20 protein-coding genes and 1 tRNA gene are annotated in these 25636 nt (G+C 72.5%); 16 read left to right on the top strand and 5 right to left on the bottom strand.

What is annotated here, in order from left to right; genetic code table 11:
• The first annotated feature begins 340 nt into the window (after positions 1-340).
• The 8 genes from IE239_RS00370 (at position 341) to IE239_RS00335 (ending at position 7923) form a co-directional block, all read left to right on the top strand.
• Positions 341-721 carry an S-adenosylmethionine decarboxylase family protein gene (locus tag IE239_RS00370; RefSeq protein WP_069773010.1) on the top strand — a complete coding sequence of 127 codons (381 nt, stop codon included), beginning with the start codon at positions 341-343 and terminating at the stop codon, positions 719-721.
• A gap of 35 nt (positions 722-756) precedes the next feature.
• Positions 757-1590: a 4'-phosphopantetheinyl transferase family protein gene (locus IE239_RS00365; protein WP_229877633.1), complete on the top strand. Its 834-nt coding sequence runs from the start codon at positions 757-759 to the stop codon at positions 1588-1590.
• Positions 1591-1612: 22 nt separating this feature from the next.
• Entirely contained in the window at positions 1613-2167 is a 555-nt protein-coding gene (locus IE239_RS00360; RefSeq protein WP_190147160.1) for a hypothetical protein, read from the top strand.
• Positions 2168-2310: 143 nt separating this feature from the next.
• Positions 2311-3006 (top strand): Crp/Fnr family transcriptional regulator, encoded by a 696-nt coding sequence (locus IE239_RS00355; RefSeq protein WP_190147159.1) that lies wholly within the window; start codon positions 2311-2313, stop codon positions 3004-3006.
• A gap of 126 nt (positions 3007-3132) precedes the next feature.
• Positions 3133-4068, top strand: a complete 936-nt coding sequence (locus IE239_RS00350) for a hypothetical protein (RefSeq protein WP_190147158.1) — start codon at positions 3133-3135, stop codon at positions 4066-4068.
• Positions 4065-6452 carry a hypothetical protein gene (locus IE239_RS00345; protein ID WP_190147157.1) on the top strand — a complete coding sequence of 796 codons (2388 nt, stop codon included), beginning with the start codon at positions 4065-4067 and terminating at the stop codon, positions 6450-6452. The genes IE239_RS00350 and IE239_RS00345 overlap by 4 nt, the downstream gene beginning before the upstream one ends.
• On the top strand, positions 6449-7363 hold the full coding sequence (locus IE239_RS00340; protein ID WP_190147156.1) for a hypothetical protein: 915 nt from the start codon (positions 6449-6451) through the stop codon (positions 7361-7363). Before IE239_RS00345 ends, IE239_RS00340 begins: the two co-directional genes overlap by 4 nt.
• A complete protein-coding gene (locus IE239_RS00335; RefSeq protein ID WP_190147155.1) occupies positions 7360-7923 on the top strand; it encodes a Pycsar system effector family protein in 564 nt (187 codons plus the stop codon). Before IE239_RS00340 ends, IE239_RS00335 begins: the two co-directional genes overlap by 4 nt.
• A 225-nt stretch (positions 7924-8148) precedes the next feature.
• Here IE239_RS00335 and IE239_RS00330 read toward each other — a convergent pair whose 3' ends face one another.
• Positions 8149-8337: a hypothetical protein gene (locus tag IE239_RS00330; protein WP_190147154.1), complete on the bottom strand. Its 189-nt coding sequence runs from the start codon at positions 8335-8337 to the stop codon at positions 8149-8151.
• 560 nt (positions 8338-8897) lie between these two features.
• Here IE239_RS00330 and IE239_RS00325 point away from each other — a divergent pair.
• The 4 genes from IE239_RS00325 to IE239_RS00310 all read left to right on the top strand — a co-directional run bounded on the left by IE239_RS00325 (position 8898) and on the right by IE239_RS00310 (position 12842).
• Entirely contained in the window at positions 8898-9383 is a 486-nt protein-coding gene (locus IE239_RS00325; protein ID WP_190147153.1) for an SHOCT domain-containing protein, read from the top strand.
• Positions 9384-9571: 188 nt separating this feature from the next.
• A complete protein-coding gene (locus IE239_RS00320; RefSeq protein WP_190147152.1) occupies positions 9572-9820 on the top strand; it encodes a hypothetical protein in 249 nt (82 codons plus the stop codon).
• A 378-nt stretch (positions 9821-10198) separates the two neighbouring features.
• Positions 10199-12079 carry a serine/threonine-protein kinase gene (locus IE239_RS00315; protein ID WP_229877630.1) on the top strand — a complete coding sequence of 627 codons (1881 nt, stop codon included), beginning with the start codon at positions 10199-10201 and terminating at the stop codon, positions 12077-12079.
• A 124-nt stretch (positions 12080-12203) separates the two neighbouring features.
• Complete coding sequence (locus IE239_RS00310) at positions 12204-12842, top strand: hypothetical protein (protein WP_190147151.1); 639 nt, start codon at positions 12204-12206, stop codon at positions 12840-12842.
• On the opposite strand, the gene IE239_RS00305 is transcribed toward IE239_RS00310, so the two are convergent.
• The 4 genes from IE239_RS00305 to IE239_RS00290 form a co-directional block, all read right to left on the bottom strand.
• Positions 12823-16206: an ATP-binding protein gene (locus IE239_RS00305; RefSeq protein ID WP_229877628.1), complete on the bottom strand. Its 3384-nt coding sequence runs from the start codon at positions 16204-16206 to the stop codon at positions 12823-12825. The genes IE239_RS00310 and IE239_RS00305 overlap by 20 nt on opposite strands.
• A 273-nt stretch (positions 16207-16479) precedes the next feature.
• Positions 16480-17259 (bottom strand): calcium-binding protein, encoded by a 780-nt coding sequence (locus IE239_RS00300; protein ID WP_190147150.1) that lies wholly within the window; start codon positions 17257-17259, stop codon positions 16480-16482.
• Positions 17260-17917: 658 nt separating this feature from the next.
• Positions 17918-18142: a cold shock domain-containing protein gene (locus IE239_RS00295; RefSeq protein ID WP_190147149.1), complete on the bottom strand. Its 225-nt coding sequence runs from the start codon at positions 18140-18142 to the stop codon at positions 17918-17920.
• 552 nt (positions 18143-18694) lie between these two features.
• A tRNA-Arg gene (locus IE239_RS00290) sits at positions 18695-18767 on the bottom strand.
• 320 nt (positions 18768-19087) lie between these two features.
• Between IE239_RS00290 and IE239_RS00285 the strand changes: the two genes are divergently transcribed.
• The 4 genes from IE239_RS00285 (at position 19088) to IE239_RS00270 (ending at position 25540) form a co-directional block, all read left to right on the top strand.
• Complete coding sequence (locus tag IE239_RS00285; protein WP_190147148.1) at positions 19088-20695, top strand: dynamin family protein; 1608 nt, start codon at positions 19088-19090, stop codon at positions 20693-20695.
• A gap of 432 nt (positions 20696-21127) precedes the next feature.
• Positions 21128-23017 (top strand): GTPase, encoded by a 1890-nt coding sequence (locus IE239_RS00280; RefSeq protein ID WP_373308028.1) that lies wholly within the window; start codon positions 21128-21130, stop codon positions 23015-23017.
• 295 nt (positions 23018-23312) lie between these two features.
• Positions 23313-23795, top strand: a complete 483-nt coding sequence (locus IE239_RS00275) for a single-stranded DNA-binding protein (RefSeq protein ID WP_190147146.1) — start codon at positions 23313-23315, stop codon at positions 23793-23795.
• A gap of 326 nt (positions 23796-24121) precedes the next feature.
• Positions 24122-25540, top strand: a complete 1419-nt coding sequence (locus tag IE239_RS00270) for a TQXA domain-containing protein (RefSeq protein ID WP_229877627.1) — start codon at positions 24122-24124, stop codon at positions 25538-25540.
• The last annotated feature ends 96 nt before the right edge of the window (positions 25541-25636 follow it).

Raw genomic sequence — 25636 nt, 5'->3', positions numbered from 1 at the left:
TATACGGCCAGGTGGGGAGCCGACCGGTCCCGCACCCGGGGCGGTGAAACGGTAAACGCAACGGCGGGGAATCGGCGCACGCAGGAAATGATTCCGTGACATTCGCCGCGCCGCTCTCCCGGATATCGCCCGGGGTGTTTTCCGGGAACGTGCGAAGAAATCGGGGAAATGCTTTCCGGAATGACTCGGGCCGGTTGGCCGCCGAATGGGCCGGAAGCCCTCCGGCCCGCTCGACGCCGTGCGCGCGCGAGCCGCCTCGCGCCCCGGATGCTACCCTGGGCACCACCGAGCGCCTATATGAAAGGAGACGGGGGCAGCGTTTCGTCACCCCCGGTTCCCCATGACCAACTCCGCCAGCCTCGCCACCGAGGGTATAAACGTCGACGATCTCTGCTCTTATGCCGTCGACGTATGGGTGAGCGATCACAGCATCCTGACCGACGAGGAGCGCCTCCTCCAGGTGCTGCGCACGGCCGCCGAAAAGGGAAACGCCACGGTGCTCGGTGAGGCGTCGCATGTTTTCCCGAACGGCGCCGTCACCGCGATTCTCCTGCTTTCCGCCTCGCATCTGAGCATTCACACCTGGCCCGAATTCAGTCTGGCGAACGTGGATCTGCTCGCTTACGGCCGGCTGAACGGCGAGCGAATGATGCAGAGCGTGGAACTCGGCCTCTCGCCGACGCGCATCAACGTGACGCGCATGCTGCGCGCCGTGCACTGACGGCTCCTTCCCCTCCGCCGCCGGGACGAGACGCCGTGCCCGCACACCCCGTGCACGTGTGGTGGGCCGGCCTGGCCGACGCCCACCCGGGCCTGCTCGCTGTTCTCGACCCGGTGGAGCGACGCCGGTACGAGGCGACCGTCGGCCGGGCGGGCCGTGAACGGTTCCTGGTCGGCTGCGCGCTGAGCCGGCTGGCCCTGGGCGGACTGCTCGGCCTGCCCCCGGGGGACGTCCCCCTGCGTCGCCTGTGCCCGCGCTGCGGCGGACCGCACGGCAAGGTCCGGCTGGACCTGCCGCCGGGTGGGCCGCACTCGGCACGGCCGGGGCTCGACTTCTCCGTCGCCCACAGCGGTGCGGTGATCGGCGTCGCCGTCTGTGAGAACGCCCGCGTGGGCCTCGACGTCGAGGAGGCGGACATCGCCCTGGACCTCGACCCGGCCGCCCGCGTCGCGCTCGCCGACTCCGAACTCGCCGCGCTGTACGGCCGCCCGCCCGCCGAACGCAAGCCCGCCTTTCTATGCACCTGGACGCGCAAGGAGGCCGTGCTGAAGGCGCTCGGCGTGGGCCTGGCGGTGCCGCTGCGCGGCCTGGAACTTTCCCGCCCCGAACAGCCGCCCTCGGTGCTCGCCTGGCCCGAACAGCTCGACGAACGGCCCGACTTGAGCCTGACGGACCTGCTCGTGGACGAGGTGCACCCCGCGGCGGTGGCGGTCGCGCCGGTCCGTGCTCGTGCCGGCGTCGGCACCGAGGAGGCCGTGGGTGTCACGGGGGCGCCGGCCGGGGTGGGGATCACTGTGCGGGACGGCTCGGCCGCGCTCGCCGAGTACGTCCGGAGCGCGACCGCCACGGGGATCCTTCCGGGCGGCTGACGTCCCGTCGACGACGATCGGTGTGCAGCATTTCGGCGACCCGCCCTTCGGCGACGGCTTCAAGACGACAGGGCGGCCTCGGCTCGGCGCCGCGCCCGTCTACGTCACCAACGTCGGCCCGCACGGTGACGCGGGCGGGACGGGAGGCGTGGAGTTCCTGCTGCACGTCGACTGGGGCGATCCGTCGGACGTCGTGGTGACGATCACCGCGCTGGACCAGATCGAGCAGTTCAACCAGGCGCAGGCTCCCGCCGCGAGACGCGGTGCTTCCCCCGGCCCCGAGGCCGTGCCGACCGGGAGCGCCCGCGGCCTGCCGGTTCATCCTGCCGACCCTCTGCTCATGCCGTCCGCGGAGGAGCTTGCGTGGCCCGGAGCCGGAGCCGGAGCCGGAGCCGGAGCCGGAGCCGGTTCACGGCACGACCTTGATGACGGGCTGTCCCGCCGGCGGTCGATCGCCCGGCCCCCGGGAAGCGCCGGGCACGGGGGCCGGGCGCGCGGACGGATCACGCGCGAGTGCGCCTCACAGGAGGGCGCCGAACGCTGCTCCAACTCCCTGTGGATGCAGCATGATGACTGACATGACGCTGCATCAGCTGAAGGAGAGGGCGCCCGGACGCGGTCCCCGTGGCGGGTCTGCTTCTCCTGCTTCTCCTGCTTCCGGAGCGCGGGCGGGAACCGAGCCGGGTGCGGCCGAGGCAGAGGCGTGACCGGGGAGGAGGCGTGACCGGGGACGAGGCGTGGGATCCCCCGCCGTCACGGCGAAGCCTTCGTGACTTCACCGGAGAGGGAGTCTGGGCCGACCTGCTGGAGCACTGCTTCGAACGACGGCATCCGGCGGGCAGCGTGCTGCTGCGGCAGGGCGAACCCGGCACGCACGTGCTCGCCGTCGTCACGGGCGTGGCCAAGGTCATCCGCCGGGAGCGGAACGGCGATCTGTCGCTGCTCGCCTTCCGCGGCCCCGGTGAACTGCTGGGCGAGGTGGCCGTGCTGGACGACGGGGTCCGCTCGGCGAACGTCGAGTCCATCTCTCCGTGCGTCGTGGGCGTCCTGGACAAAGCGGAGTTCCTGGCATTCGTCAGCAGGCACGGTCTGTTTCCCCTGCTGGTGAGGTACGCCCTCACGCGGTTGAGGGAGTCGGACGAGGCTCGCGGCGGTGGCGACGTCCGTGCCCTGCTGGCCGCCGCGCTGGTGCACCTGATCGACATCTCGGCACAGCCGCACCTCGCGCACGGCACGGGCGGCCCCGTGGAACTCGCGCTGACCCGCCACGAGCTGGCCCAGCACCTGGGGACGTCCCGGAACACCGTCACGGCCGCCCTGAACGCCCTCGCCTCCTGCGGCGTGCGCGCGGGACGGAGGCGGATCCTCGTCGAGGACGTCCAGGCTCTGCGGCTCACCGTCGTCCGGGAAGCGTAGGGAGACGGCCGATGCCGAGTGTGGCGTGGGTCACGCCGCTTCTGCACTCCTCGGGCACACGGTCACCCCCGTTCCCGGCAGGCTCGAGGTCGTCCACGACGTACGAGGCACGCGCGAGGAGTTTCCGTGTCGCACCCCGACCAGCCCTACACCCACAGTCGCCCGCTTCCCCCCTACCGGGGAATCCTGGCCGTCGACGCCAAGGATTTCACCGGCTTTCCGGCCGTTCAGCACGGGCCCATCAGCCGCGCGATCCCCGAGCTTCTGCACGCGGCGTCGGAACGCGCCGGGATCGCGGAGGTCTGGAAGGACCGGCGGTTCCCCGACTCCACGGGCGACGGTTACGTGTTCGGGTTCGACCCGGCGGTCATGCCGTTCGTCGTCCATCCTTGGCTCGCGGTCCTCCAGGACGTGCTGACGGAGTTCAACACGCACTCGGCGGGAGTCGTGCGGATCCGCCTGCGGGCCAGCCTCCACATCGGACCGCTGCCCGACACGGGCGACGAGTTCGACGGCAACGGCACACCCCGCAACGACACGCACCGGCTGCTGGACTCCCGGCCCGTCAAAGCCGTGCTCGCGGCTTCGAGCGCCGACGTCACCCAGGTCGCGGCGATTCTCTCGGACCGGTGTTACCAGGACGTGGTGGCCGGCGGGTACACCGGGCGTCATCCGGACCACTTCATCGAGGTGCCGGCCACGGTCGAGGGCAAGACGTTCGCCCAGCGGGCCTGGCTCTACGTGCCCACGCCGTCCGGCAGCCTGTACGACCGCCGTGTCCTCGGCGACCAGGTCATCGACGACCAGGAGAAGCCCCGGCCGGACGGCGGCTCCCGCCGGCGCACGGCCGGCCGAGAAGGCGCCGCGGCACCCCGGTCGAAGGTCTGGGCCGACCGAAGCAACGTCAACAACGGCACGGTGTACGGCGGTCAGAGCGTCAGCAGCATCGACGCGGGCCGCGACCACATCGGCGGTGACTACGTCCGAGGCGACAAGGCGGGGACGGTCCACGGCAACCAGGGCGACACCGTCCACGGCGACAAGCACGTGGGCGACCGGTGAGCGCGGCCGCCGACGAGCAGGCCCCGCCCGCCCGGGCGCCCGCGCTCTCCGCCTCCGGGGTGAGCCCCGGGCCGCAGGAGGCCGCCTCCGGGGCTGCGGACGCGGCCCGGTCCGGGGACAGCGGCCGGGACCCCGCGCACGAGGACGAGGAACCGAGCGACGGGACCTTCGACGAGGACTTCGACGACGGCTTCGACGACGGCTTCGGCGAGGGCTTCGACGACGGACCGCTCGGCGCTCCGGGCGCCGACGGCCTGAGGCACACGTTCGCCATCTACGCGGCGAACGCCAACATCAACACCGGCTCCGTGCACGGCGGTCAGCGCGTGGACATCGGCGCAGGCCCCGCCGGACCCGGCGGCGGGCCGCGGTTCGTGGCCCACGAGGGCCCCGTCTCGGCGACGGAGATCCTGGACGCGGTGACCGGGTTCGCCGAGCCGGAGTGGTTTCCCGCGGCCATGGCGGAACTCGACAGGCGGGTGCTGTTCCTGTCGGGCGAGCCGGGAACCGGCCGCCGGACGGCCGCGCTGAACCTGCTCCACCGCCACGCGGGACGCAGCATGAACCTGCGGGCGGTCGACAGCGACGAGGACCTCGCCGCCTGGCGCCCCACCGACGCCGACACCCGCGGATACCTGGTGGACGGCCTGTTCCCCGCCCGTCCGCTGAAGCCCGCGACGGTCGGCAACCTGCGGCGCCTGCTGGACGACGCCGACGCGCGCATGGTGATCGTGCTGCACGACGACCCCGTCGTCGTGCGGAGCCTGGCGCGTGATCTCCACGTCACACCCGTGCGCTGTGTTTCGCCGCCGCCGCGGGCGGTGTTCGAGGCCCGCCTCGAGGCCGAGGTGCCGAACCGGACGGAACGGAACCGCCTGCTCGCCGGCCTGGAGCCCGGCCTGCTGGACGAACTGCTCGCGGGCCGGCTGATGCCCGCGCAGGTCCGCGAACTCGTGGACGCGGTCATCCGGACCGCTGACGGGGGCATGACGTCCGGCGATATCCGCGACCGTCTGAGCTACCTCGCGGAGGAGGAGGTCCCCGACCTCCTCAGAAGCCTCCGCGACGACCCCGACGGCCTCGCCTTCCTCCTGGCGGCCTGCGTGTTCGAGGGCCTGGATCACCGCATCGTGCGCGAACAGGCGGAGCGCCTCGTCGACCTCGCCGACGGCCGACTGCACTCCGTCCTTCTCGAGGGCGCCGCCGGCCGGACCTCGACCGGCGGCGGGGCCGGACAGCCGGGCGCACAGCGGCACGACGGGACCGAAAGCCCGCAGGGGCCGCTTCCCAACCCGCGGTTCGTCTTCCGGCGCTCGCTGGACGACCTGCTGCACACGGTGCGTGCGGAGTACGGGACCAGGGAGTACCACTCGGCGCACGGCTACACCTACGTGGTGGAACCGGTGAGGTTCACCCGCCACCGGCAGGGGGAGGCGGTGCTGCGGCATGTGTGGCGGCAGTACGGCCGGCTCTCCGGACTCCTGACGAACTGGATGGGCGAGGTCAACGCCGAGAGCGACCTGACGGAGCCGGTCGGCCGGGTCATGGGTATGGCGGCCCGGTGGGGCGGCGGCCGCAGGGCTCTGCTGCACATCCGTGAACTCGCCGGGTCCGACCGGGCCACCGGCAGGGCTGTCGCCGCGTACGCGCTGGGCATGGCCGCCGAGGATCCCGTCGTCGCCGGCGAGGTCAAGTACCGCCTCGCCCAGTGGAGCGTCCAGTCCAGCTGGCAGGTCCGCTGGACGGTCGCGCAGGCGTGCGGGACGGGCTTCGGCGCGGCCCGGCCCGACCAGGCGATGCGGCTGCTGCGCAACGTCTTCCGCGGCCGGGGGAACCGGCAGGAGACGGCGGTCGGGAACGTGGTCCGCCGCGCCCTGGTGAACCTCTTCGCGACGGGGAATCAGCCGACGGTCTTCCGGCACCTCACCGGATGGGCCGGCACAAGGGGCGCCGACGTCGCCCGGCTCTCGCTGGAAATCTTCCCCCACCTGCTGGCCACGGACGCCTGGTGCCAGGAACAGGTCTTGACCGGAGGCGAGTTCGCCGGTCCCGTCGTGGATCTGACCCGTCGGATCGTCAACGACGACGAGCTGTCCGATCCGATGTGCCAGGCCCTGTTCCTGCGGTGTCGGGTGGCCGCCTGGGACGACCGGCAGACGACAGCCGTTGAGAGCCTTCTGACGATGCTCGCCCAGGACATGCGCCACGGCGTCCTGCGCCTCTTCGTCATGATCGACCGGGACGGAGATCCCGGCATCGCCGGACAGCACATCGCTCGCCAGGCCCTGAACGCATGGCGCACCGGTGAGCCGACGGCGCCGCCCCCGGCGCCGTCCCCGGGAACTGCGAACCGCCCCACGCGACCGTACGGGAGGACACCGTGACCACCGAGAGAAACCGCCCCGTCTGCACCCGGGCCACCCACGCCCCCTGGCGGGAGATCCTCCGGCAGCGCTGGTCCGGACGCCGGGACCGGGCCCTGGTCCTCGTGGCCGCGAACGGTGTCCATCACGTCCTGGGGCCGGGCGAGCGCGGCGTGGGGACCACGGGCGACGCCGCGGCGGCCAGTCTGTTCGGCCGCTACGACGGGGCCTTCCACGTCGACCTGGAAGAGCGGCCGGCGACCCAGGCCGTCAGCCTGGCGACTCCGTACGGGCCGGAGGCCGTGGACGTGCGCCTGCTGTGGTGGGCACACGATCCGGCGCAGGTCGTACGGACCCGGCCCACGGACGGCTGGGACGAGGTCCGCAGGGATCTCAACCGGCGCCTGCATCGACTGGCGGAAACCTGCGAGGCCGACGGCCAGGGGCTCAGCGCCTCCGCGATGACGCAGCACCTGGCGGCGTCGTACGCGCTCGACGAGGCCGGCCTCACCTACCGGGTCACTGACGTCCAGGCCCGGGAGGAGGAGGGCGAACTGCGCCTGGGCCGGGCGGGCGCCACGGAAGCACCCTTCGCCTGGACGGCCGATCGCCGGGAGGAGTACCGGTTCTGCCTCGAGGCCGTGCGCAACGGGCCGGTCTCCCTCGCGGCGCTGTGGCTCCTCCGGCACCCGGAGCAGGTCAGCCAGGTACTGGACTGGTCCGTGCGCAACCAGAGCCTGATCCGGCAGGAGACCACCTGGCAGGACGAGATGGCCGGGCTGCTGGGCAAGCTCTCCGAGGAGGAGCGCGGGGAGCTGTCCGAACTGCTGCGTGACCGCCTCCACGCAGTCGGACGGCGCGTTCCCAAGCAGCAGGACGCGTGGACCTACGGCGGCGGGCCGGACGGGGTGGCCGACGGGAGGACGCTGTGACGGGCGCCGCCGCACGACCGCTGCCGCAGCGTCATCGACGACTGCACCGGACGCTCCGTCAGCGGCGGCGCACCGCCACAGGCGCCCGGTACGCGGACGCCCAGGAGACCGTGGCGGCGATGGAGCGTTTCCTGACGGCGAACCGGGCGGAGATCGGGCGGGCGGACACGAAGGCCGCCGTCCTGCTCGGGCTGACGGGAGCGGTGCTCGGCGCCTTCATCGGCGTCTCCCCGAGCCCCGAGCTCCTGAGGTGGACCGCCGTCGTCACCTCGCTCCTGGCCGTCCTCTGCTTCGTGTGCGCCATCATGCCGCGCCACCGGGCCGGCAGCGGGCAGGAGACCGCCGGCCCCGGGTACTTCGGACACATCGAGGCGGGGATGGGCAGCCGGCGGCTCAGCCGCGCCTTCGAGCGCGCCGCACATGATCCTGCCGGGCCGCTGCTCGCCTCCCTGCTGGTCACCAGCGACATCATCCGCAGGAAGTACCGCTGGGTGGAGCGGGGCATCTTCATCCTGTTCGCGGCGCTCCCGCAGTTCGCGGCCGCCCTGTACGCCTCGTGACGACTCCCACGCGTGCGTCGAGACCCCGCAGCCCGACGCGGGCTGCGGGCTTCCCGCCGAGAACCCGACACGCATGCGAGCCGGCCACCCCCGAGAACGCCGGTGCCAGCCGGACGGCCTCGGAACCGGGCGTACGTCGCCGCCGGTGAACCCGACGGCCTGGCCGGTGCCTTCTGCCCGCCCACTGCGCCGAACGCCGTCGCGGCGCGTTCGCCGTGCGATTCCCTACACGAAGTACGGGTCCGGCGGGACGGCGAGGTACGGGTCCGGCGGGACGGCGTACGTCGGCGGGTTGTGGGTCGCCGGGGCGGCCGTGGTGCCGTAGTCCCTTCCCGCCGCGTGTGCTGCCGGGGCTCCGAGCAGAGCGAGACCCAGGACGCCCGACAGGGCGGCGGTGATCGTGCGTATTCGCATGACTCTCCAGAGGTGGAAGGCCCGCGAGCTCCAGGCGTGCCTGGTCGCTCGGGGCGCGGTGGCGTGAGGGGCGGGCGGAATGCTCTCCGGCGCCGGTGCACCGGTCCCTCGCCGCTCGTCACCGACGTTCCGGCACGCTCCTTGCATCGCTCTTGCGCAGCCCGAGGTGGTTGCGGCTTCCGTCGGGATCGCGTTCGTCGGCCACGGCAAGGGCCCGGGCAGGCGAAGGGCTCCCGGCTCCGGCGGGCCGGCCGGCCGAGCGCTAGCCAGTCGCAAGTCCACCGCAAGGGGGGTGGCGAAGAGTTGGCTCGGCCGGGGGGTTCGTCCACCGGAACGGGCCACGGCCCGAGCCGGAACGACGCAGGCCACGTCCGCGTCTTGCCTTTCCGCGCTTCCACCGGCCCGGACCCGCCAGCGTCGAAGGGACTGTTCGTGACAGCCGATCCGACGGCGCCGTCGACGGAGCTCTTCTCGCCCGGCGCCGTCTCCCGTGTTCTGCGGACGGGACGCCGACGCCCTTCGCCGGCCCGCACGCTACGTTGTTCGAGAGGTCCGGGATCATGAAATCCTTTCTGCGCGCCGGTGTCGGCGGCCTTGTGCTCCTCGTGTCGCTGGCGGTCGCCGCCTACAGTTTCTATCAACTGGCGCGCGCCGGTAATTGTGCGTCGGGCGGGGTTTATGTTTCGCAGCGGGAATGCCCTGCGGGAACCGCTCGATGGGCGTTCGCGCTGCCGATATCTTTGATCGCGGGAATTCTGGGCGTCTTTCTGCTCGGGGCGGGCCTTCGGGGTGGCGCCCCCGAGCCGCCCGCGCCGGACGACGTGACCGCCGGTCCTCGCCCCGCCCGCCGGTACGCCGTGCCGGCCGAGCAGGCCGCCGGCATGATCCGCCTTCTGTCGCTCCACCAGGCCGCCGCGGACGAGCCTCCTGCACCGGCCGGCGATCCACTCGCGCGGCTCGAACGGCTGCGTGCGCTGCTGGCCTCGGGCGCCCTGACGCCTGCGGAATTCGAGCAGGCCAAGGCGAGAATCCTGGGCGGGCTCTGACGGGCTCCGCCCGCGAGGGAAAGGCGGGACGCCGCCATGCCGACCGCACCCGGAACACGCGCTTCCCGGCCATTTCAGAATCGGATCGGAACGCGGCGACAAACACCATGACGAGAATGCGGCAATAAGCGCCGATCAGGGCAGGCACTTTACGCGGCCTGGACCCGGAACCACGGGAGCCTTCGGATATGAAGACATTTCTGCGCACCACCGCCGCGTTCGTCGTGCTCGCGTCCCTGGCCGTCTTCGGGTACTGCCTCTACCGGACGGTCTTCACCGTTGACTGCGTCTCGGGCGGGCCGTACCTGTCCGAGGTGGACGTGCCCGAGTGCCCCACGGGCGCCTCGGCGCGGGTGTGGATCATGCAGGGCGCGGTCTTCACCGGCGTCTGCGCCGGGTGGTGGTTCCTGCTGATCGGCCGACGCTCGGCCGCGTGAGCCTCCGGGCCGCCTGGTCCGGTTCTCCGGCGCAGCCACGGCACCGGGACGCACCCGTCCGAAGTTCCGGACGTCACACATGTTCCGGACCTCACTGATGTCCCGGGCGTCGCTGATGTGCCGGACGTTCCGGACTTTCGGAGCGGATGCAAGTGAGCCGCAAGGCCGAGAGCGAACCATGCGCACAGCGGGCGACTCACGCGCATCCAACAGAACGAGGACGGAAGAAATGCTGAATCCGACGGACGTCGGCGCTCACCGTGGCGGTGCCCACCGTGGCGGAGTGTTCCAGGGAGCGCAGGTTCACGGCCCGCGCGCGTGGGGCTCGTGGGTGTCCGAGGCGCTCCTCCCCCGCCTCGCCGCCGACAGACGTGTCGCATGAGCGGGCCGCAGGTCTTCCCCACGGCCGACGGACCCGGCGCGGAGCCGTGGACGGTTCCCGGATACACGCCGTCGAGGGAACTGGGGTCGGGCGCGAGCGGCCGGGTGATGCTCGCCCGGCATGACGGGACGGGGTCGCCGGTGGCGATCAAGTACCTCTCGGAACGGCTGCGCGGCGACAGCGCGTTCCTCGCCGGGTTCCGCGCCGAGGCCAGGCTGCTGGGCGCCCTTCGGTCCCCCCATGTGGTCGAGTTCCACGAGTACGTGGAGACGTCCTTCGGCGCGGCGATCGTCATGGAGCTGGTGGACGGTGTTCCGCTCCGCGCACTGCTCCGGCAGGAGGGCGCCACCGAGCCCGAGGCGGCACTCGCCGTGCTCAAGGGATCGCTGCTCGGGCTTGCCGCCGCCCATGCGGCGGGGGTGGTGCACCGGGACTACAAACCCGACAACGTCCTGATCGCCGCGGACGGGACGTCCAAGCTGGTGGACTTCGGCATCGCGGTGCCCAGCGGGAAAGCCGGTGAATCGGCCGGTACGCCCATGTACATGGCGCCCGAGCAGTGGACCGGCCGGCCGGCGAGTCCCGCGACGGATGTGTACGCGGCGACCGCCACGTTCTTCGAGTGCCTCACCGGCGCCAAGCCCTATGCCGGCGAGACCGTCATGGAACTGGCGATACAGCACATGGAGGCGCCCGTCCCGGACGCTCTCGCCCCCGAGCGGGTGCGCCCGTTGATCCGCAGCGGTCTCGCCAAGACGCCCGGGAAGCGTCCGGCGAGCGCCGCCGACTTCGTTGCCGAACTCGAAGCCGTGGCGGCAGCCGCTTACGGCGAGGACTGGGAGGAGCGCGGGCAGCGCAAACTCGCCGCGCTGGCGGCCCTGTTGCCCCTGCTGTTCCCCTGCGCGGACCCCGGCGGCGCCTCGGGCGCCACGGCTCTGGCCACCACCGACCTCGGCCCCGACCCCGGCCTCAGCTCAAGCGCCACCCCCTGCACCGGGCCCGGACCCAGGCCGGTGCGGAGCGGACGCAGCCGTCCGCCGCTGACCCGCAAGGGGAAGGCCCTGGCCGGGGCGGCCGCCGGCGCGCTGCTCCTGGGCGGGGTCGCGGTGACCGCGGGCGCCGTGGGCAGCGGCCATCCGGTGAACGAACCGGTGGCGGTGTCCGGCCCGCCGACGACGGGTTCCCCGTCCGGCAGTGCTCCGGCCGGCGGTGCCTCGTCCGGCACGGCCGCGAGCGACGAGCCGTCGGCGACCGGCGCGCCCAGTGCGTCCGCTTCACCACCGGAGGCGACCGGCGAGCCTTCGGCCGGGGGCGAGGCGCCGCCGGGCACGGACGGCCCCGCGGGCCAGAACGACTCTCCCGGTGCCTCGTCGAGTGGCGGTGGAGACGGAGCCCCGTCCGGCTCCGGCTCCACCGGGGGCGGCACCTCGGGCGGGTCGTCCGGCGGGAGCACCAGCACCTCGGGGGGAACGGGCAGCGGCGGTACCTCGGGCGGGGGCGTCATCGTGCCCTCCGCCACCGCGGCGCCGAAACTCCATGTCGTCTCCGTGAAGATCGACGCGAGCGGTCCGCTGGGCTCCGGGTGCGCCGTGGTGGCTTCCGTGACCGTACTGACCGACGGGGCCGCCGACGGCACGCTCAGCCTGACCTGGTTCACCGGATACTCCGCCAGGGCCGTCGGGACGGTGGCCGCCACCTACGCGGTCTCCCTTCCCGAGGGGCGGACACAGGTCTCCGGCAGGTACACCCACACGTTCGTCACCCCGGAACGCTCGCCCTACCTCGGCGTCAAGGTCTCGACCAGCCCGGCCGCCGACTCCGGCAACGGCGCCTTCGTGACCTTCTCGGCGCCCTCCGGCTGCAACCCGCCCCGCTGAGAGTCCGGGAATCCACACCGTACGAAGGAGAGGGCGCCGGATGACGACACCTCAGGAAACGCCTCGAGAAGCACCTCGGGAAACGCCTCGGGAAACGCCTCAGGACCGCCCCGAGGAGAGCACCGTGCGTCTTCCGCGCGGGGACGAGGCGGGCACCGTACGGCTGACGTCCGCCGCCCTCGCCGCCACACTCCACGCTCCGGAACCCTTCACACCGGGGGCGCAGGAGACGGCCCGCTCCGTCCTCGCGGTCCCCACCCTGACGGACACCGCCGAAGACCGGGTGGCCGCCCTCTGGCACGGCACCGTATCCGCGGACCCGCACCCGAACCCGGACCCGCGGGACGTCCCACGCCGACGTCGGCAACGCAGGGGCGTCCTGGGAGGCTGGCTGTTGCCGGCGGTCGTGCTGATCGCGGTGCTGGCCTACCTCGCCTGGCAGCGGCACGCACCCGCGCTCGCCGTGACCGGAGCCACCGTCCACACCGATTCCGCGGGTCCGGCCTGCGACGGCACCGCCACCGTCGTGGGCACCCTGCACACCAACGGCCGTGCGGGCACGGTGAGCTACCGCTGGAAGCGCAGCGACGGCACGGTCTCCGGCGTTCTGCGGCAGCAGGTCGCCAAGGACGCGCACCGGACGGACGTCGCCCTGCGCTGGACCTTCGACGGCCACGGGACCGTGCGGGCGACCGCCACCCTGGAGGTCCTGTCGCCCGACCCGGCAGACGCGTCGGCCACCTTCACCTACGCCTGCCCATGAGGTCGCCGATCGACCGGACGAGTCCGGCGGCCTCGCAGCGCTCAGCGATGGGATACGCCTGGCGCAAGGCGGACTCGGCCTCCTCGGCGGGGGCGTGGACCGCCAGGGAGTACAGGGCGCGGGCATGTTCGAGACGTGCGGGACCGGGCGCGAGCAGCGTCACCGCCTGCCGGAGTTCGGGCACCCCGTGGGCGCCGAGCAGCTCGCCCAGCATCCGCAAGGACCGGCCCAGCATGCTCGGCGCGCCCCATCGGCGGGCCAGCGCGAGCTGCTCCCTGGCGAGGGACTCCGCCTCGGCCCGTTGGCCGGCGCCCGCCAGCGCCTGGACGCGCAGCGGCGCCCACGGCCACCAGGCGTGGTTGACCACGGACAGCCGCAGCTGCCGGGCGGCGTCCAGGCTGGTGAGCGCCTCCTCGTGACGCCCTTCCGCGATGAGCACCCTGGCCTGCGTCTCTCCGATGAGGAGGGCGCCCTCGCCGTCCCCGGCCAAGGCGCGCATCCGCTCCAGGCACGCGCGGGCGCCGGCGATGTCGCCCAGATCCAGCAGGACTCCCGTCAGGAAGTCCCAGCCTCGTGAGGCGCCGGGACCGAGGCCCCAGGTCCGGTGCTGCTCCACGGAGGTCGTGAGGGACTTCAGCGCCCCGCGGAGATCTCCCTGGTCCCACTGTGTGAAACCCCGCCACATGTGGGTCGAGAGCACGGAGAACAACGAACCGCGCTCGTCGGCACGGGTCTGTGCCGCGCCCCACAGCTCGCCGACCTCCTCGTCCGCCAGGTGCAGGACGATGGCGGCGGCGTACCAGAGGAGTTCCTCCCCGGCGTCCAGCAGTACGCGGTCGGCGACGGCGAAGCGGGCGAGCGCGACGGCCCCGCTGCGTTCACTCCCGTCCTGGGCCGCCTCCCAGGACAGGTAGGCGGCGAGCATCCGGGCGCCGGACCCGTCGCCGTCGATGACGGCGTCCCGCGGACTGCGCCACGGCTGCCGGTCCAGGCCGTGCATGTAGGCGCTCATCCGCTCCAGCGCCAGCAGGCCCTGCCGTTCGTCCGTCAGTTCGGCCGGCAGCCGGGCGGCGGCACGCCGGGCGAACTCGGTCGCCTGACCCTGCCGGCCGGCGAAGACCAGTATCCGGGCGAGGAGCAGCGCCGCGGCGGCCTGGCGCGGCGGGTCGGTCAGCGTCTCGTAGGCCTGGCGCAGGTGTTCCACCGCGGAGGGACCGTTGCCGAGGGTCTCGGCGCGGCCGAGTTCGAGGAGCACGTCGGGCTGCAGGGCGGGGCCGGGCGGCTCCCGCAGAGCGCGGGTGAGGTAGGTGGCGGCGGCGTCGGCGGCGCCGCGGCCCGCGGCTTCCCGGGCGGCCGTGCGCAGCATGTCGACGACCCAGGGGTCGCCGCGGTGCGGGGTGAGCAGCAGGTGGGCCGCGGTCTGCTCGGGGGGCGAGGCCGCGGCGTGCAGGATGCGGGCGGCCCGCTCGTGGCGCAGCTGTCTTTCGCCCGGCGGCAGGTCCCGGTAGACGGCGTCTCCCACGAGGGGGTGAACGAAGCCGAACGGGTAGTGGTCGCGGATGATTTCGGCGCGGACCAGAGGCGCGATGGCGTCCGCCGCCTCGTTCTCGGACACTTCCATGACGGCGGCGACGTCCGGCAGTGTCGCTCCGTCGCCGAGGACGGCGACCGTCCGGGCCGCGGCCGTCGCGTCGGCGGGCAGCCGGGCGAGGCGGCTGAGGACCAGCTGGGAGACGGCCCTGGATCCCACGGAGATGACCGTGCCGGCCTGGGCGGCCTCGGGCCGGATGCCACGTGACTGGAGCGCCCGCACCAACTGGCGCAGGAGCAGGGGGTTGCCGGACGTGGCCCGGTGACAGGCGTCGGCGAACGTCGCGTCAGGGGGCTCGCCCAGCGCGCCGCGGACCACGTCGGCGACGCCCGCCGGCGTGAGCGGAGTGGGATGGATCCGCAGTGCGGCGGCGTTGTCGGCGAGTTCGGCCAGCAGCTCCCCGTCATGGTGCGGTTCGCCGGTACGCAGGGTGACGGCGATGAGGACGGGGAGTCCTTCGAGACGGCCCGCGAGATGGGCCAGGAAGCGGAGCGAGCCGGTGTCGCACCACTGCAGGTCGTCGATGGCCAGAAGGAGGGGGCGTTCGGCGGCGAGCCTGAGGGTCAGCTGGTGGAGACCGTTCAGGACCGCGTAGCTGTCGGGCTGGTGGCCGTGGCCGTGGTCGGCCGCGTCGGGGTCGAAGACCGCGGTGGACGCGGCGGCGGCTCCGGTCATCAGTTCGCCGCCGCGTCTGACGACCAGCCGTTCGAGGAGTTGGCGCACGGCGCCGTAGCCGTAGTCCTTCTCGCGCTGGCTGCCGCGTGCGGTCAGCGTCAGCACGTCATGTTCGGCGGCCAGCCGGCGGACCTCGGCGAGCAGGCGGCTCTTGCCGATACCGGCGGGGCCCTCCACGAGGACTATGCCGGCCCTGCCCTTCAGCGCACCGGCCAGACAGTCGCCCAGTTCGGTCAGCTGCCGGTCCCGGTCCACCAGGACGTCCGCGCCCTGGGAAGCCGGTCCTGGCACACCGGCCGGCCGTGTCCGCGTCCCGTCCGGGGTCGCAGCCGGGGCCTCCCGGCGCGTGGATCCGGCGGGCGCGGGCCGGTCGAGCGCGGGTGACTGTGCGAGAACGTCCGCTTCGAGGGTGCGCAGAGCGAAGCCGGGATCGGTTCCGAGTTCCTCGGCAAGGACCTGTCTGGCGCGCCGCAACGCGCTCAAGGCGTCGCCCTGCCGGTGTGAACGGTAGAGGGCGAGGGCGAGCAGACGCCAGCGTTCCTCGCGCAGGGGATCGTGTCCGATCAGTGCCTCGATCTCCGGCACGAGGACCGCGTCCTCACCACGCTCCAGACGTGCGGCCAGCAGCCGCTCACGCGCCACCTCACGCAGCTCCGCCAGCCGTGCGGCCTCCCCCCGGGCCCACAGCTCTGCCGAGTACTCGGCGAACGCCGGTCCTCGCCACAGGGCCAGTCCGCTTTCGAGAACCGGCACCGCCTCGGCCGGGTCGGTGATCGTGGCGGCATGCCGGAGCGACTGTTCGAAGCGCCATGCGTCGACTGCTTCGTCGGGTATTCGCAGGACGTAGCCAGAGCCCTCACTGACGATGAAACCGCTGCGGGACCTGGCCTCCCGCCCGGGTTCGAGCCGGCGTCGCAGATGCGAGACGTACGCGTGCAGCGCGCCCTGCGCCCTCGGCGGCGGCGACCCGCCCCACACCCCGTCGACCAGCCGGTCACTGGTGATGATCCCGCCCCGAGCCACCAGCAGGAGAGCCAGCACAGCGCGCTGCCGAAGCCCTCCCAGATCCACGACCTGGTCCTGGAACGTGGCTCTCACCTCGCCCAACACGCTGATATGCAGCCCGTCGCGCATCATCGCCCCCTGTCGTGATCCGCACATATAGTGACACGCTGCGGAGCCGACGGCCGTGCCCGCTTCGAGCACGGAGCAGCGAGCGGTCAGAGGTCTCCTCTTCCCGTGTCCGCTGCTGGAAGGCGCTGTTCGGCACGAGGCGCCGGTCGCGCCGGGACGCGGTGTTCTCGCCGGTCAGGCGGCGGTCCCTGCGGCCGGGGGGCAGGGCGATACGGACGGTGGCTCCGGACAGAACAGCTAACCGACGTTGACGACGTCCTCGACCGACTGGACCGCGGAGGTGGTGGCGTCGGCGGTGAACGCGAACCGGTAGGAGCCGTTGGCGGACACCTTGACCGTGGTGTTGAGGACGCCGTCCGAACCGGTCGTCACCGTCTTGAGAGTGACGAAGCCGGTGCTCCCCGTCTTGTGGAACTGGAGCTGCACGGGCCGGTTCGCGTAGCCCGCGTACGCGCCGGTCTCCCAGTCCGCGCGGACGAGCCTGCCGGAGACGTTGATCGTCTGGCCCACGTACGCCGGCTCGGGAGCGGCGTCGGCCGAAAGCTTCGCCTGCCTCAGCACCTGGACGGTGGAGTACTGGTACGAGTAGCCCGGCTGATGGTTGGCGCCCCACAGGAACGGCGCGACCTTCCACGTTCCGGCGAGGGAGTTGCTGTACAGAGCCCTGTCGCTGTCCAGGGCCGGGGTGATGCCGATCGTCGACGTGCAGTACCCGAAGGCGCCGGGGGAGAAGCACACGCCCAGGTTCGGATCCGACAGGGTGGCGTCCCGGTGCGCGTAGTCGGTGGCGCCATGCCAGAGGAGGACGGTCCCGGCGCCGATCCCGGAGTCGTTGGTGCCGAGCACGGCGGCGCTGATGGTCTTCGTGGTGGTGCCGACCGCGATGGGCTGACCACCGTTGACCGTGACAGCCGTGATCGTGGTGGGGCTGACGGGACTGGCCTGCGCGGGTGCGACGCCGAAGGCGCAGAAGGCCAGGGCTCCCGACAGAGCAGCGGTGAAAGCGCGGACGCGCATGATTCTCCCAAAGATGATCGACCCGCTCCGTGTGGCGAGCAGGACCCAGTGGATCTGGGACGGATGCTGCCGAGGACGGACGCCGCGCATCCCACCCACCAGCGCGTTCGCAGACGGTGGAGCGCGGCCCTCGGCTCGCGCAGCAAGCATCCGCTGCCCGTCTTGCGGCTCGATTGCGCCGGGCCCGCATGCCGGCGGTCGTGGTCCGGGCGGCTACGAGCGGACCGGAGGCCGGTCACCTGTCCGAAACGGTCGCCCTGCCGTCGTAGATCCGGCAGGCGCCGCGGTGCAACGGACGCTTCAAGCCGGATCAAGCGGCCCGCAAGTCGCCCCGGCGCTCTCGGTGGACCGAGCCCCGGCCCCTCGGACCTGCGGCCGCACCAGCGAAGGGGGCGGGCTGGCTCCGGCCTGCGTCGCCGCGACGTGATCCCGCCCGCCCAGGGGGCCGAATCGGGCGGGCAGTCGACGGGGCACAGGCAGCCACGACGGCGGGCGGGTCGACCGACCACGCACGCGTATGCCGACCAGTTCGACGGGGCTTCAGGAGCTTCGAATGCCTGGAAGGCATGGCCGTCAAGGGCCGCTCGTAGCTGCTGCTGGCTGCCGTAGTCGATTGTCTGCCGTTGTCGATGTCAGAGGTGGATGCCAGATGTGGATGTCAGGCCGGCCGAGGCACTATCTTCACTGCCCGGTAGTCGTAGCCGTCCTGCTTGAAGCCAGGGGCTTCCCACCGGAGATCTACACGTTGCCCCGGCGACAGCGTATGGACGCCCTTCGTCTGGATGTCGGCGTAGTGGCCCCAGCAACCGCCGGGTGTCTCGGGAGAGTCGAGTACCCCCCACCCTTCCTCGTCGTACCACTCACGGACAGTCGCAGTCACCATGCAGCGACTCTACGGGGAACCGGATCGCGTCCTGAGAAGTGGTGTACGGGTTCGATCAGGGTTTGCTCAGGGGCGTCCCCTGATGAGCCGACCTGCCGATCCGGAAGAGACTCGAGGGCGGGCCGGTCGACCACCGGTGCGACCACCACGATCTCGGAGAACCCACGGGGAGGCGTGTGTACGACAACCGGCACACGCGCCTCACCAAGTGGCTGAATGACGGGATCCCGCCCGCTCAGGTCGCCGAATGGGCCGGGAACAGCGTGCCGGTCCTGCTGGCCACTTACGCACGGTGTGTCGAGGGGCAGCTGCCTGACCTGAAAAGGCGGCTGGAGGCCGCTGGAGATCTTCCCGAGTCGGCCGCGGAGACTGAGGCTTCCCGCCGAAAACTTCGACACGTATTCGACAGGGCCACCCGCGAAAACCCGGTGACAGCCGGACGGCCCCGGAACCTCCCCATGATCGTCGGGGGAGTGTCCGGGGCTTCGCCGTGTCGCGTGAAACGTGCTCTGAACAGCAAAAACGCCCTCCCGATGGGAGGGCGGAGACTTGCGCCCCCGGCAGGACTCGAACCTGCGGCCAAGCGCTTAGAAGGCGCCTGCTCTATCCACTGAGCTACGGGGGCCGGTGTGGTGGCCTCGTACGTGCTGCCCGGGTGTGGGCCGATCCGTCACGCTGCCGGGGACAAGGATAGGGCTCCCGGTTCCTTGTCCCGGTTGCTTCGCCTCCGTGGCTCAATGTGGAGGTTCGGTGAAGCGGTCCTGATAATCGCAGGCAGGTGCGAATCGTGCATCGCTTTTGGCGTCCCGCGACTCGGGTGTTGTGCACTCGTTATGCCTGGCCTGCGCCTCTGTCCCAGTCGCACCTTCCGTCCGTTGTGTCCTATCGGCGCGCAGACATGCCTATATGCTTCATAAATCCCCTGAAATTGGGCATTCTTCGCGTGTGGTGACCTTGGACGTACGGCCTCAGCTGCTCGACGCACTCTCCGCCCTGCGCGACCGTGTCGCCGCCGCACGCTTTCCGCTGCCCCTGGCGGGCGCTCCACGCGCGCGTGCCAACCGCGACGAACTCCTCGCGCAGCTCGACGACTACCTGGTGCCCCGGCTCAGGCAACCGGAGGCCCCGCTGCTCGCGGTGGTGGGCGGGTCCACCGGCGCGGGCAAGTCCACCCTCGTCAACTCGCTGGTGGGCCGCCGCGTCAGCGAAGCGGGCGTGCTGCGGCCGACGACGCGGACTCCGGTGCTCGTGTGCCACCCGGAGGACCAGCACTGGTTCAGCGGTATGCGCGTGCTGCCCGGCCTCACCCGCGTGTGGACGCCCCGTCAGGAGTCCATGGAGGACCTGTTGCTCCCGGGCGAGGACGGCAGACGCGTGCTGCGCATCGAGACCGCCGACACGCTCCCGCCCGGCCTCGCCCTCCTCGACGCACCCGACATCGACTCCCTCGTCGCCGACAACCGCGTCCTCGCCGCCGAACTGATCTGCGCCGCCGACATCTGGGTGATGGTCACGACGGCCGCCCGCTACGCCGACGCCGTGCCCTGGCATCTGCTGCGTACCGCCAAGGAGTACGGCGCCATGCTCGTGACCGTCCTCGACCGCGTGCCCCACCAGGTCGTCGCCGAGGTGTCCCGGCAGTACGGCGCCCTGCTCACCAAGGCCGGTCTGGGTGCCGTCCCGCGCTTCACGGTCCCCGAACTGCCCGAGTCGGCCTGGGGCGGCGGGCTGCTGCCGGCCACCGCGGTGGCGCCGCTGCGGAACTGGCTGGTCCATCACACCCAGGACTCCGGTGCCCGCCGCCATGCCCTGACCCGCACGGCCCATGGCGTCCTCGACTCCCTCAAGGCCCGCATGCCCGAACTCGCGGGCGCCGCCGCCGCGCAGTACGCCGCGGCCCTGCGCCTCACCTCGGCTGTCGAAGTGGCGTACGACAGCGAGTACACCCGCCTGCGGGGCCGACTGCAGAGCGGCGCCGTGCTCGCCGGCGACGCCCTCAAACGCTGGCGCGCCTTCCCCCTGGACTGCACCGCCGGTGAACTCCTCGACGCCCTGTCGGAGAGCCTCGCCGCGCTCCTGCTGTGCGCCGTAGCCGCCGCCGACGAGCGCGTCGACGCGGCGTGGCGGCGTGAACCCGCGGCTGAGGCATCCGAGCTGGCGGACCGTGACGCGGACCCGGAGAGCGTCGAGCACCGGATCGGCCTCGCGGTACGACGGTGGCGGCGCGAGCTCGACGAGTACGCAGAGGACGAGGTCCGCGGCCTGGAACGCGGTGTCGCGCCGGATCCCGAGGCCGTCGCCGCCCTCGTCGCCACCGCCCTGCTGGGCGGCCGCAGGGCGCGCTCCGCGGGCGAGAGACTCGCCGAGCGGATCGGCGCCCACGGGGCGCTGCGGCTGCGCGACCGGGCCGGACGGCTGCTCACCGAGCACCTCGACCGCGTCGTGTTCACCGAGCGCGAGCGCCGCCTCGCCCCCCTCGACGGACTCGAAGTCCACCCCGAACCCCAGGCCGAACTCATCGCCGCGCTGTCCGTACTGCAGAAGGAGAGGTGACCGGTGACCGCCGTCGCTGACCAGGACCACACGGATCGCACGGGCCCCACAGATCACAACGATCGCAGCGATCACACGGACTGCACGGATCGCACGGATCACGGGAAACGCGCGGATCACATGGGTGACAGAGACGACCAGGACGACCGCGAAACCGGGGACGGCGGGAGCCGCGGCGATCAGGCGCAGAGGGAGGCGGAGGCCCGCGGTTCGGGGGAGACGGAGAGCCCTGCTGCGGAGACTCGGGACGAGGATCCTGAGGCTTCCCGAGGCCGGCGGGATCTGCGGGATCTGCAAGAGCCACGGGACCGCCGCCGTCGTCCGGATCCGGACGACGAGGAGAGCGACACGGCCGATGACCGCTCCCTCGCGCGGGAGGGACGCGCCGGTCGGATCGGCCGCGCGGAACGTGAGGCCGCCCGCCACACGCGCGTGCCCGGCGACGACGCCGTCGCCGACGCAGGCGCCGGGGAGGGCGCCTCGGCCGCGGCCGCACCCGCCCGCACGGGCTCCGGTCAGGGCTCCTCTGCCGACTCTTCCGCGGAGGGCGGGGCGCCCTGGGACGACGGTCTCATCGCCCGTCGGGCGACCGAGGCGTCCGCCGCCGAACAGGCAGCCGTCAGGCAGGCCCGGGGCGGTGGCGGTGGCGGTGTCGGTGTCGGTGGCGTCGGCGGGGGAGGCGGAGGGGGCGCGGGAGGCGGAGGGGGAGGGTCCCTGCCCACGACCCCGCTCGTGTACGACGGGCATCTGCGGTCCCGCCTCGATGCCCTGCGCGAGCTCGTGGGGCTCTCCCGCGCCCGTCTCGACAACAAGACGCTCGCCCGGGCCGGCCGGGTCCTGGACGAGGCGGCGGCCCGGGGCAGGCTGTCCGGGCAGCACACGGTCGTCGCCCTGGCGGGGGCCACCGGAAGCGGGAAGTCGCAGCTGTTCAACGCCCTCGCCGGAGTCGCCATCTCGGAGACCGGCGTACGCCGGCCGACGACCTCGGCGCCCATCGCCTGCAGCTGGAGCGACGGCACGGCGACCCTCGTCGACCGGCTAGGCATCCCGGGACGACTGCGCAGGCGGCCGGTGCAGAGCCCGGACGCGGAGGAACAGCTGCGTGGGCTCATCCTGATCGACCTGCCCGACCACGACTCGGCGGCCGTACAGCACCGCGAGCAGGTCGACCGTGTCCTCGCGCTCGTCGACGCGGTGATCTGGGTCGTCGATCCGGAGAAGTACGCCGATGCCGTCCTGCACGAGCGCTATCTGCGCCCCATGGCGGGCCACGCGGAGGTCATGTTCATCGTCCTCAACCAGGTCGACCGGCTGCCCGGCGAGGCCGCCGAGCTGGTCCTCGACGATCTGCGGCGCCTCCTGGACGAGGACGGCGTCGCCCTGGGCGAGTACGGCGAGCCCGGCGCCACGGTGCTCGCGCTGTCCGCGCTCACCGGCGAAGGTCTCCCGGAACTGCGCGAGCTGCTCGGCCAGTTCGTCGCGGAGCGCGGCGCGGCGGCCCGCCGCATCTCGGCCGACCTGGACACCGCCGCCTGGGGGCTGCGTCCCGTCTACGCCACCGGGCGGCGCACCGGGCTCAGCGAGGAGGCGCGGGACGAGTTCGCCGACCGTCTCGCGGACGCCGTGGGCGCCATCGCGGCCGGAGAGGCGGCCGAGCGGGCCTGGCTGCGCAACGCGGGGCGCGCGTGCGGGACGCCGTGGCTGCGGCTGTGGCGCTGGCACCAGGACCGGCGCGACCCTCCCACCGGACGGCTGGCGGTCACCCCTCAGCCCGACGAGGAGATCACGGCACGGCAACGCGTCGAGCAGGCGGTGCGCGCCTTGTCCGAGCGGGCCTCGGCGGGACTGCCCACACCCTGGGCTCAGGCGGTGCGGGAGGCAGCCGTACGCGGCGCCCGGGGTCTGCCCGAAGCGCTGGACGAGCTGGCGGCGCGGGCCGGACTGCCGCCCGGACGGCCGCCGCGGCCGGGCTGGTGGCCGGCGGCCGTCATGGCGCAGGCGTCCATGACGCTCCTCCAGGTCGTCGGCGGGCTGTGGCTGGTCGGGCAGATCGTCGGTGTTCTCGCGCCGAATCTCGGGGTTCCGGTGCTGCTGATGGTGTTGGGCATCGTGGGCGGCCCGCTGGTCGAGTGGTGCTGCCGGATGGCGGCTCGCGGCCCGGCCCGGCGCTACGGACAGGACGCCGAACGCCGGCTGCGGGAGGCGGCGGCCGGGTGCGGCCGGGCACGTGTGCTGGATCCCGTCGCTTCGGAACTGCTGCGGTACCGGGAGGTCCGGGAGCAGTACACACGGGTCACGGAGGTGGAGGCCGCCGCGCGATGACGTCAGGGCGCGATGACGTCAGGTCTTCCCCGGGTGCGATCCGCCGATGAAAGACCTGTGTCCCTCGTCCGGGTGACCGGGATATCCACAGGCCGGGGGTGATCCACAGCGTTCGGCGGGCCCGGCTCGACGGAGGCAGTCTGGCTTCGCGGCGATCGCGACGGACGCGGTCGCCGTGAGACAGGCGACGGGACGCGGCTCACCGAGCCACAACCGTCGCGTCGGACGCAGCCGTACGGGACGGGCCCGTAGGCGCATCCGGGCGGCGCGACCGCCCGGTGAGGGAGGGGTTCGAGTGAACGAGACGATGGTCTGCGCGGTGGGCAATGTGGCGACGCGGCCGGTCTTCCGCGAGCTGGCGGCGGGCGCGTCGGCGAGGTTCCGCCTGGCGGTGACCTCGCGCTACTGGGACCGCGAGAAGAGCGCCTGGACCGACGGGCACACCAACTTCTTCACGGTGTGGGCCAATCGGCAGCTGGCCTCGAACGCGATGGCCTCGCTGAACGTCGGCGACCCTGTCGTCGTGCAGGGGAGGCTGAAGGTGCGCACGGAGTCGCGCGAGGGACAGCAGGGCTGGACATCGGCGGACATCGACGCCGTGGCGATCGGCCATGACCTCGCCCGGGGCACGTCGGCCTTCCGGCGATCGGGCCGCCCTGAGCCTGCCGTCGGCGGCACGCCGCCGCGACCCGAGCCCGACTGGGAGACCCCGGCCGCGGAGCCCGCGCAGCCGGAGCCCGACACCTCACGGCGCCGCGAGCCGGCGGGGGTGACGTGAGCCGAGGTCCGGCGCGGCCCGGGACGGCGGCTGCGTGGGGGAACGGAACGGTGACGCAGTGTCAGGGAAGCGTGGGTGCGGGCGCTGACCGGGTTGCGGCTTATCGGCGAATGCGCTCCGGACCGTCGAGTGTATTTGTCGATAAGCCCGGCCGGGTCGGCGATCTTGGGGATAACGATTCCGAGTCGGATCGCTGATCCGTTGAGATGACCGGTAAGCGAGGTGCGCCGCCTCTCTAGGATGCCGGACGTGGCTCACGGAGCTTCGGATTCTGCAGGTAGGACCGTGCCCCCCACGTCAACGGGTCCTGCTCGAAGGGGAATTGTGTGATTTCTTCGTTCTCCGCGCGGTTCTCGCGCGGACGAGGCGCGGTCCGTCTCGCCATGGCGACGCTGGTGTCCGGTTTCGTCGCGGCGGGCGTCGTCGCCGGCGCGGGCTCTGCGACGGCAGCCGAGATGACGCAGAGTCAGGGCGGGGCCACCGCGACGATAGGCGGCCTCAAGACCTATGGCGCGGCCGTGATCCACGCCGAGGGCGGGGACCAGGAGGTCCCGGCCGGCCTGTTCGAGATGTCCGTCGAGGGCGGCGGCACCCTGCAGACCTACTGCGTCGACCTCTACAACCCCACCCAGCGGGACGCCAGATACCACGAGACCTCGTGGAGCGGTACCTCGCTCGGCGCCAACAAGAACGCGGGCCGCGTCCGTTGGATCCTGCAGAACTCCTACCCCCAGGTGAACGACCTCGCCTCGCTCGCCCACAGGGCCGGCATCGAGGGCGGTCTCACGGAGCAGGACGCCGCCGCCGGCACCCAGGTGGCCATCTGGCGCTACACGGACGTCGCCGACGTCGACGCCGTCGACCCGCAGGCCGAGCGGCTCGCGGACTACCTCCAGAAGGCCGCCCGCCCGGTGGCGGAGCCCCAGGCATCCCTCACCCTCGACGTGCCCGCCGTCTCCGGCCGGCCCGGTGAGCTGCTCGGCCCGGTGACGGTGCACACCGGGGCGACAGCCGTGACGGTGGCGCCTCCGCTGAACGCCGCCACCAGCGGGGTCCGGATCGTCGGCAAGGACGGCACGGTGGTCACCTCCGTGACGGACGGCGGCCAGCTGTTCTTCGACGTGCCCGCCGACGCGGCACCCGGTTCGGCCGAGCTGACCGTTCAGGCCTCCACGACCGTTCCCGTCGGCCGCGCCTTCACCTCCGAGAGCCGCAGTCAGACCCAGATCCTGGCCGGCTCCAGCGAGTCGACCGTGTCGGCGACGGCGAGCGCGGTCTGGGCGCGGCAGGGCGCCCTCCCCGTCCTGTCCGCGGTGAAGAACTGTGCGAAGACAGGCGTGGACCTCACCGCCGTCAACCGGGGCGACGAGACCTTCGTCTTCGAGCTGATGGGCGTCGACCACGTGGTCCCGGCCGGTGCGTCCCGGACGGTGACGATCCCGCTCCAGGAGGATCAGGCCTACGACTTCACGATCACCGGCCCGCAAGGCGTCGAGCACCGCTTCACCGGGGTCCTGGACTGCAGGACCCAGGCCGACGAGACCGCGGGCCTGACCACCCAGACCCTCAGCGAGCCGAGCCCGGCCACGGTGGGCGGCGTCTCCGCCGGAAACGGCGTCGACCTCGCGGCGACGGGCGGCACCAGCGCCACCCCCCTCATCGCGGGCACCGCCATCGGCCTGGTGATCATCGGCGGAGCGGCCCTGGTCCTGATCGGCCGCAAGGACGCACACCCCCACGACTGACCCGACCTCCGCCTGACACCCCCTGCCCGACCGCCCCCCGGACGTCGCCGGCTCGCCTGCCGGAGAGCTTGTCGTGGCCTTGCCGGCATGGAGCTT

It is taken from the genome of Streptomyces humidus, assembly GCF_014649655.1.
GTDB classification, from domain to species: domain Bacteria; phylum Actinomycetota; class Actinomycetes; order Streptomycetales; family Streptomycetaceae; genus Streptomyces; species Streptomyces humidus.
The sequence above is the reverse complement of the archived record's forward strand: the minus strand, read 5'-3'. Positions and strand labels throughout refer to the sequence as shown.

Excerpts from the sequence above, each read along its gene's own strand:
- IE239_RS00330 (WP_190147154.1), bottom strand. The coding sequence starts at position 8,337 with ATGCGAATACGCACGATCACCGCCGCCCTGTCGGGCGTCCTGGGTCTC.
- IE239_RS00295 (WP_190147149.1), bottom strand. The coding sequence starts at position 18,142 with ATGGTGACTGCGACTGTCCGTGAGTGGTACGACGAGGAAGGGTGGGGG.
- IE239_RS00300 (WP_190147150.1), bottom strand. The coding sequence starts at position 17,259 with ATGCGCGTCCGCGCTTTCACCGCTGCTCTGTCGGGAGCCCTGGCCTTC.
- IE239_RS00370 (WP_069773010.1), top strand. The coding sequence starts at position 341 with ATGACCAACTCCGCCAGCCTCGCCACCGAGGGTATAAACGTCGACGAT.
- IE239_RS00315 (WP_229877630.1), top strand. The coding sequence starts at position 10,199 with ATGAGCGGGCCGCAGGTCTTCCCCACGGCCGACGGACCCGGCGCGGAG.
- IE239_RS00320 (WP_190147152.1), top strand. The coding sequence starts at position 9,572 with ATGAAGACATTTCTGCGCACCACCGCCGCGTTCGTCGTGCTCGCGTCC.
- IE239_RS00325 (WP_190147153.1), top strand. The coding sequence starts at position 8,898 with ATGAAATCCTTTCTGCGCGCCGGTGTCGGCGGCCTTGTGCTCCTCGTG.